The sequence below is a fragment of the Erwinia oleae genome, assembly GCF_000770305.1.
GTDB lineage: Bacteria > Pseudomonadota > Gammaproteobacteria > Enterobacterales > Enterobacteriaceae > Erwinia > Erwinia oleae.
This window is the reverse complement of record NZ_JNVB01000119.1, coordinates 1-6,625: the sequence shown is the minus strand read 5'-3', so window position 1 is coordinate 6,625 and position 6,625 is coordinate 1. Positions and strand designations below refer to the sequence as shown.

Annotated in this window: 7 protein-coding genes and 1 pseudogene; all 8 read left to right on the top strand. The window is 55.5% G+C overall.

What is annotated here, in order from left to right; translation table 11 throughout:
- The first annotated feature begins 73 nt into the window (after window positions 1-73).
- Window positions 74-910: an ABC transporter permease gene (locus GS12_RS21755; RefSeq protein WP_235421304.1), complete on the top strand. Its 837-nt coding sequence runs from the start codon at window positions 74-76 to the stop codon at window positions 908-910.
- A 2-nt stretch (window positions 911-912) separates the two neighbouring features.
- Window positions 913-1,929, top strand: a complete 1,017-nt coding sequence (locus GS12_RS21750) for an ABC transporter substrate-binding protein (RefSeq protein WP_034950857.1) — start codon at window positions 913-915, stop codon at window positions 1,927-1,929.
- Between the two features lie 9 nt (window positions 1,930-1,938).
- A complete protein-coding gene (locus GS12_RS21745; RefSeq protein WP_034950855.1) occupies window positions 1,939-2,145 on the top strand; it encodes a hypothetical protein in 207 nt (68 codons plus the stop codon).
- Window positions 2,138-3,514, top strand: a complete 1,377-nt coding sequence (locus GS12_RS21740) for an amidase (protein WP_034950852.1) — start codon at window positions 2,138-2,140, stop codon at window positions 3,512-3,514. The genes GS12_RS21745 and GS12_RS21740 overlap by 8 nt, the downstream gene beginning before the upstream one ends.
- 5 nt (window positions 3,515-3,519) lie before the next feature.
- A complete protein-coding gene (locus GS12_RS21735; protein ID WP_034950860.1) occupies window positions 3,520-4,386 on the top strand; it encodes a DMT family transporter in 867 nt (288 codons plus the stop codon).
- A 307-nt stretch (window positions 4,387-4,693) separates the two neighbouring features.
- Complete coding sequence (locus GS12_RS21730; RefSeq protein ID WP_034950849.1) at window positions 4,694-5,557, top strand: alpha/beta fold hydrolase; 864 nt, start codon at window positions 4,694-4,696, stop codon at window positions 5,555-5,557.
- A gap of 224 nt (window positions 5,558-5,781) precedes the next feature.
- Window positions 5,782-6,237 (top strand): GNAT family N-acetyltransferase, encoded by a 456-nt coding sequence (locus GS12_RS21725; RefSeq protein ID WP_034950847.1) that lies wholly within the window; start codon window positions 5,782-5,784, stop codon window positions 6,235-6,237.
- Between the two features lie 235 nt (window positions 6,238-6,472).
- Window positions 6,473-6,625 (top strand): annotated as a pseudogene (locus tag GS12_RS24465) (IS30 family transposase); the annotation flags it as partial.

Here is a 6,625-nt window from a genome sequence, read left to right as displayed (position 1 = left end):
CTATTACGAGCGCATCTGGCGCAGCATCGGCACGCAGCCCGAGCCGGTTAACTACTGAGAGGATGACATGGTGATGAATTCGGTATCCACGCGCCCGACGCTCGGCGCGACCGCCAATCGCAGCACGCGCGAAGCCTTCTTCCGTTCGGCTAACGCACGCCGTTATACGCTGCTGGTATTGCAGATAGCGATTGTGGTGATGCTGCTCGGCGGTTGGGAACTCGGTGTACGCAGCGGCAATATTAATGCGTTTCTCTTCTCCAGCCCGTCACAGGTGTGGGAGGTGCTGGCGGCGCGTTTTCAGAGCGGTGAGATGCTGACGGACATCCGCGTCACGGCGGTGGAAACGCTGGTCGGTTTTGCCGTCGGCGCCGTGGGCGGCTCGATCTCAGGTCTGCTGCTGTGGTACTCGCGCTTTATCTCCGATCTTGCCGCGCCCTTTATCGCGGCGATTGGTTCGATCCCGGTCCTGGCGGTTGCGCCGATGACCATCATCTGGTTCGGCACTGAAATGCTGTCGAAAGTGGTGATCGTCGCGTTCTCCTGCGTGGTGGTGTCGCTTACCACCTCGTATAAAGGCGCGATGCGCACCGATCCCGATTTGATCAACCTGCTGCGCTCCTTCAACGCCGGACGCGGCACCATTTTTTTCAGGCTGGTGGTGCCGTCGGCGATGCTGTGGGTGCTGTCCGGTTTACGCCTCAACGTCGGTTTTGCGCTGGTGGGCGCCATCGTTGGCGAATACATCTCTTCCGATGCGGGCGTCGGGCACATGATCCTGCTCGGCAGCTCCAACTTCGGTATGAACATTGTGCTGGCCGGAGTCGTACTGGTCATGCTGATGATGCTGTGTTTTAACGCGCTGGTGGCCTTTCTTGAACGCCTCATTCTCTCCTGGGACAGGAAATAATTATGAAAACATTTCGCTTCGCTACGATTTCTGCCGCCGTCTCTCTGGCTTCAATAGTCTGTGTCAACCCGACGCTGGCTGCCGATACGCCGGTACGCATTAACCAGGCTTTCCAGTCGTTGCTCTATCTGCCGCTATATGTGGCGCAGGAGCAGGGCTTTTTCAAACAGCAGGGCGTTGAGGTTAAAATCAGCACCGGTGGCGGCGGGGCGCAGTCTTGGGCGGCGGTGATCGGCGGCTCGGCGGACTTCTCGATCCAGGATCCGGTGTTTGTGCCGAAAACCCGTGAAAACGGCGGCAAAGGCGTGGTGGTCGCCGGGGTGCAAAACGCGCCGACCATCTTTGTCTTCGGTAAAGAAGCCGCCTCATTACAGGACAACTTATCGCTGTTAGCCGGCAAACGCGTGGTGACCAGCCCACAGCCGGATACCACCTGGGCATTCATGAGTTATCTGATCAAACAGAACAACCTGAAAGACGTGAAGCTGGTGCATGTGGCGATCGGTAACGAAATCCCCACGGTGGCGGCGGGCCGTGCGGATTACGCGCTGGCCGCCGAGCCGCAGGTGACAATGGCTGAGCAGCAAAACGGTTTGCATGTGGTCTATTCGTTCTCCTCTGCGCAATCCTGGTATCCGTTCGCCTTCTCCAGCCTGACCACCACGCAGCAGTATATCGACAAAAATCCGCAGGCGGCGCAGGCGGTCGTAACCGCCTTCGAGCAGGCATCGCGCTTCATCTATAAACATCAGGAAGAATCGGTGCAGATCGCGCGGAAATATTTCCCGGCGCTGCCTGAAGCGGTGGTGAAGAAAGCGGTTCAGCGTGAGATTGATGCCAAAGGTTATCCAGAGAACGTGCTGGTGTCGCAGAAGGCGTGGGACAACAACATGAACATCGCGCTGTACGCCAAAAACATCAAAGCCTATCCGTCCGAAGCCACCTCTTATCAGAACAACGTCAACGTCGGGCTGGCGACCAAAGCCAAAGCGGCGGTTGACGCGCTGGGCGATAAATAAGGAGCCGCCATGATCGATCCCATTGCACTGCGACTGGCGCTGATCCAGCGTCACTGTGCGGCCGAGACTGCGGAGTTGCAGTATTTACTGTCCGATTGCGAAACGCGTGCGGCGGGCGTGAGCGCCTTTGCCGCGCGGCATTTCCCGCCGACCTTGTTGCCGGCGAATGCGTGGGTATCCGCGCTGCAACCGCCGGTGGAGTTACCGCATGAGTGATGTGATTGACGCCTCAATGTTAACGCTGGCGCAGCAGCTACGCACGCGGCAAACCAGCGTGCCGGAACTGGTGGAAGCCTGCCTGGCGCGTGAAGAAGCCACGCACGATCTCAATGCGTTCAGCGAAGTGTATGTTTCGCAGGTGCGCCAGAGCGCCAACGCCAGCCAGCGCATGCTGGATCAGGGCTACGATCCTGGGCCTTTGCACGGCATGCCGATTGCCATCAAAGCCAATATCGATCTGGCCGGTGAAGAGATGCACGCGGGCAGCCGAATCCTCAGCGGCAACATCGCCAGCCGCGATGCGGTGGTGGTGCAGCGCCTGAAACAGGCTGGCGCACTGATTATTGGCAGCACCAACATGCATGAGTTTGCGTGGGGCGGCACCACCAATAATCCCCATTATGGCGCCAGCAGCAATCCGTGGGATGACACGCGCATTCCTGCCGGTTCGAGCGGCGGCTCGGGCGTGGCCGCGTCGGTGCGCAGCGCACTGGCTACCCTCGGCACCGATACCGGCGGATCGATTCGCTTACCGGCATCAATGAACGGCATCACCGGCCTGCGTCCGGGCGTGGGAAGGCTTTCCACCGCGGGCATTTTCCCTCTGGCCACCAGTCTTGACACCGTCGGTCCGCTGGCGCGTTATGCCGAAGAGTGCGAAGTGCTGTTCAACGTGCTTGATGGTCGGGCGCAACCCGGCACACTCAGCCAACTCCCTGAGCTGGCAGGCTTGCGTATCGGCTTATTGCCGGATGTGCATCAACAGGTGCAGTCGGACGTCGCTGCCGCTTATGACCACATGGTGCAGTGGTACAGCGCGGCGGGCGCGCGTTGCCAGACGCTGAATATCCACGGGCTCGATCAGGCGGTGAACGCGTTAGTGCTGATTAACCTCGCCGAACCGGCGTCGCTGCATGCTGCGTGGCTGGCGGATCGTCCGCATGAGTACGGTGAGGACGTGCGCAAACTGCTTCAGGCCGGTTTGAGCATTACGGCGGTGGAGTATCTACAGGCGCAGCGCTTCCGCACCAGCTTGCGGATGCAGTTGCTGCACCATCTCAGTCAGGTGGAGGTGATTCTGGTGCCGACGCTGCCCTTTACCGCGCCGCACAAAGGGTTGGAAGCGATTCAGATGGGCGATCGTGAAGAGAGCGTGTTAACCGGCAATATGCGCTACAACGCGCTGGCGAGTTTGTCGGCGTTACCGGCCATCAGCCAGCCCGCGGGTTTTGATCGCGACGGCATGCCGATTGGTATGCAGCTGATTGGACGCGACGGTGCCGAACGCCAGCTGCTGGCGATGGCACGTCGCTTCCAGCAGGAGCACGATTATCATCTGCAAACGCCAACGCGGTTGCGTGCGTGAAACCGGTGTCGCTGCGCGATGTACTGATCCTGATAGTGGTGGTCAATGGTTGGGCCTTTAACGTCATCGCCATGAAGTTTGGTCTGATGGAACTACCGCCGCTGTTTATGCTGACGCTGCGTTTCGTGCTGGTGGCGGCGATGCTGTTGCCCTTTCATCGTCTGACGCGCCGCCAGTTACCGGGCATGCTGCTGCTGGCGTTTACCTTCGGGTTTGTGCATTTTGGTCTGATGGTGATTGGCATGCAGACTGCCGACGCCGGCACCACTGCGGTGTTCATTCAGATGGGAACGCCGTTGGCGATGCTGCTGGCGGCCTTCTGCCTGAAAGAGCGGCTCGGTTATCGACAAATTGGCGGTGTGCTGGTTGCGTTTACCGGCGTGATTATTCTGGCGGGCAGCCCGGCGCTGACGCACTGGCAGGGCATAATGTGGCTGCTAATCAGCGCCTGCGGTTGGGCGTGCAGCACGGTGATAATTAAACGTCTGCCGCCGATTGCGCCGCTCGCAATGACAGGCTGGCTGTCGCTGTTTGCTATTCCGCTGGTGGGTCTCAGTTCGTGGCTCACCGAGCAACATCAGTTCACTTTGCTGATGCAGGCGGGCTGGCGCGGCTGGCTGGGGGTTATTTACAGCGCGTCAGGTTCATCGGTTCTCGCTTATTCGCTGTGGTACGGCTTGCTGAAGCGTTATCCCGCCAGCCAGATTTTGCCGTGGTCGCTACTCAGCCCGGCGCTGGCGCTGCTGATGGGCGTGGCGATCCTGCATGAAACCCTCGATCATAGCAAAGTGCTCGGCACGCTACTGATTGTCGGCGGTATTCTGCTGGCGGTGGTGCGCGTGCAGGTTTTAAGAAGGCGCGTGCTGGTATGAAACCTTTTTCTCTGAGGGGGGGGGGCACTATTCAGACATTTTTATAACACGCGTCCTGTCCCGCCTGATTATTTATCTTAAGCCTGTACTTGCCGCCCGGCATGACATCGTTTTACCTTGTTTCAGTATCAGCCAGATAATGACGGTAACGAAATAAGGTTCAGGCACGATGACAGTAAAAAAAGTTCACCTGGCAGGGAATCCCAATGCCGATGCCACATTCGAACCCCTTTTTCGCCTGGTTAAGCAAAGTATGCCAGCAGAATCCGCCTGAAATTTTTACTAACTACCAACCGGGTAAAAGCATATGTTTAAGGGATTTACGCATACCGAAATAAGGCTTTCAGAAGCGGTACTTAATGTACGTTATGGCGGCAATGGGCCGCCGGTTTTGCTGTTACACGGACACCCACGTACCCACGTTACATGGTCAAAAGTCGCCCCCGAACTCGCTAAATCCTTTACTGTGGTATGTCCTGATTTACGTGGTTTCGGGCGCTCTTCAAAACCTGCCGATCTGCCCAAACATGCTGGTTCTTCTAAAAGAGCGAAGGCAAGAGATTGTGTTGAGTTGATGAGTTATCTGGGCTTTGAACAGTTTGCAGTTGTTGGGCACGACAGGGGAAGCTACACAGCTTACCGCGCCGCTCTTGATTACCCGGATCGAATCACTCGTTTGGCCGTACTGGATTGCGTTCCAATACTTGAAGCACTTAACCGCTGTGATGAGAAGTTTGCCCGGCAGTGGTATCACTGGTTCTTCTTTGCTCAACCAGAAAAACCAGAGCGGGCAATTCTGGCCGACCCGGACAAGTGGTATGGCGGCCAGCCCGAATCAATGGGAGACGAAGAGTACATTGAATTCAGGCGAGCCATACATGACCCGGCAACTGTCCATGGGATGATCGAAGATTATCGCGCCGGTCTTTATATAGACAAAGAGCACGAGCTTCATGATCGTCAGAATGGACGGATGATTGACTGCCCGACGCTCTGCTTATGGTCAAAATATGATGATTTGGAAGAGATATACGGCGACGTACTGGGGATCTGGAAAAGCTGGGCGTCGGATGTGCGGGGCAAAGCCATCAACAGCGGCCATCATATGGCTGAAGAAGCACCAGAAGAAGTGACAGCTGAACTTCGGCATTTTTTGTTACAACGCAGTTAGCGCTTCACCTGCTCTCAGGATATGAACAAAGTGAAATGCCATGGACGTCCGCGCCTGACACACCGCTGCCTTATGCGGGCGCACCGTCCGCCAGGCGCGGACGTAAAGGCATATCCGTTCAGGCAAGTATGCTGCAAACTATTTCCTCAGTATCACCACATTAATGATGTTGTTTTTACCATCATTTTCTTCCTGCCTGACAAAGACTTTGAGAGGATAAGGGCATGATAATAGTAGAAAAATCCGATCCACTTTCTCCAGACTCTTATTATTTAATAGAAAAATTGTCAGCAGAACTCGCTTCTATTACTGGTGACAGTGGCAAAAGCAATTTCACACTAGCCTCAATGGATGAGAACAGGGCACTCTGGGCACTGGCAAAGGATGGCAGGGGGAACGCGATAGGATGCGGAGCTATTCGACCGTTAACTGAAAATATAGCTGAACTCAAAAGGATGTTTTCAGACCGTAGTTCTCCCGGTATTGGTAATGCTTTGCTCACTTTCCTGGAAACATCCGCGAAAAGTATGGGATATAACGAACTCAGGCTTGAAACCCGACATATTAACCATAAAGCGGTAAATTTTTATAAGAAAAATGGATATGAACGCATAGAGAATTATGGGCCCTACGCAGGCCGGGAAGAGGCTGTATGTTTCGCGAAGTCATTGCAAGGCTGACATAAAATTTACTCAATATAAGCTTGCCATGCTTATTGCCGGCTTCCAAACCGCGTATCAAAGTCCGCATTTGGCGCAATGACCCTGACCCAAAATCCTGCTCCATTCAGAAACAGAATTTCGGCATGATATTTACTCCCCTGAGCGGAGGTGGTGCCGATGAAAAAGTCACGATTCACCTGTGAGTTCAACGGGTCGATGCAACGCTATCCTTAATCAAGGGGGGGACGTTGCAATGAAACGAAGAACGCGCATTTACTACACGCCCGAACAGAAAGCGATTATCTGGGACAGATATAAGCAAGGTGATTCTCTGCATGATATCGCCAGAATGTTCGACAGATACCACTCTTCTATAATGCCCACTATTCACCAGACTGGTGGATAC